Source organism: Vibrio sp. 1249-1, assembly GCF_033340495.1.
In genome coordinates this window covers 1-903 of the sequence record NZ_JAWOWJ010000260.1, presented here as the reverse complement: position 1 = coordinate 903, position 903 = coordinate 1, and the positions used below count along the sequence as shown (strand labels likewise).

The 903-nt window shown below is 46.6% G+C and carries 1 protein-coding gene; it reads left to right on the top strand.

What is annotated here, in order from left to right; all coding sequences use genetic code 11:
• Positions 1 to 903, top strand: a 903-nt coding sequence (locus R7Z50_RS25705) for a phosphoenolpyruvate carboxylase (RefSeq protein ID WP_318149502.1), incomplete at both ends; no start/stop codon positions are given.

Below are 903 nucleotides of genomic sequence, written 5' to 3'. Positions count from 1 at the left end.
AATACGCCGCACTTAAAAGCAATGTGCGCATGTTAGTCCACTTACTGGGTAACACGATTGGCGATGCCCACGGCGAAGAAATCTTCGAGAAAGTGGAGACCATGCGTAAATTATCCAAATCGGCTCAAGCAGGTAATCAAGCAGACAGGGAAAGCTTGATAGAAGAAAACAAACACTTACCCGATGAGCAACTAACGCCAGTCACCCGTGCGTTTAACCAATTTCTAAACCTCACCAATATTGCCGAGCAATACCACACCATTTCACGTCACTGTGAAGAGCACATCTGTGAACCAGACGCGATCAACTCGCTGTTTTCAAAACTGGTACAAAACGATGTTAGCAAACTCGATACGGCTCAAGCGGTACGTGATTTGAATATTGAACTGGTATTAACCGCGCACCCAACGGAAATCACTCGCCGCACCATGATCAATAAACTGGTCAAGATCAACGAGTGTTTATCCAAGCTAGAACTCAGCGACCTGTCTTCTAAAGAACGCAAAAAAACAGAGCGTCGCTTAGAGCAACTTATCGCACAAAGCTGGCATTCTGACGTGATTCGTCAACAACGCCCTACTCCATTGGATGAAGCGAAATGGGGCTTTGCCGTAGTAGAAAACTCACTGTGGGAAGCAGTGCCAGACTTCTTACGTGAAATGCACGATCGCTTGAAATCTTACTTGGGTGAAGGTTTACCAATTGATGCTCGCCCTGTGCACTTCTCTTCTTGGATGGGGGGTGACCGCGACGGTAACCCGTTTGTCACTCATAGCGTGACACGTGAAGTATTGCTTCTGTCTCGTTGGAAAGCCGCAGATCTTTATCTCAATGACATCAACGAGTTGATCAGTGAACTGTCTATGACGGTTTCAAACGATCAAGTTCGTGAACTTGCTGGCG